Origin of the sequence: Neisseria sp. P0006.S009 (assembly GCF_051962915.1) — a bacterium.
In the GTDB taxonomy this organism is placed as follows: Bacteria; Pseudomonadota; Gammaproteobacteria; order Burkholderiales; family Neisseriaceae; genus Neisseria; species Neisseria subflava_E.
This window is the reverse complement of the sequence record NZ_JBQCUV010000013.1, coordinates 1-293: the sequence shown is the minus strand read 5'-3', so window position 1 is coordinate 293 and position 293 is coordinate 1. Positions and strand designations below refer to the sequence as shown.

Annotated in this window: 1 protein-coding gene; it reads left to right on the top strand. The window is 54.6% G+C overall.

Annotated elements, in window-relative coordinates; genetic code table 11:
* Positions 1 to 293 (top strand): hypothetical protein (locus ACTHTK_RS10275; protein WP_440379751.1); only part of this gene is annotated, 293 nt, incomplete at both ends.

The following is a 293-nucleotide window of genomic DNA, read 5'->3' as shown; positions in this document are numbered from 1 at the left end:
ACCGACGATACCGACGCCGTTAACTACGGTCAGCTGAAAGAAACCAACGCCAATGTGGCCAAAGGTCTGAACATTGCCGCCGACAACGGTAACGACGACAACGTCCAACTGGGCGAAACCGTTGCCTACCGCAGCAGTGACAAAAACATCGTCACCACCGTGTCCGACAACCAGATTGACTTCAAACTGGCCAAAGACATCACCGTCGACAGCGTCACTGCAGGCGACAGCAAACTGAATTCAGACGGCCTCACCATTACCGGTGGCCCGAGTGTGACCAAGTCAGGCATCAA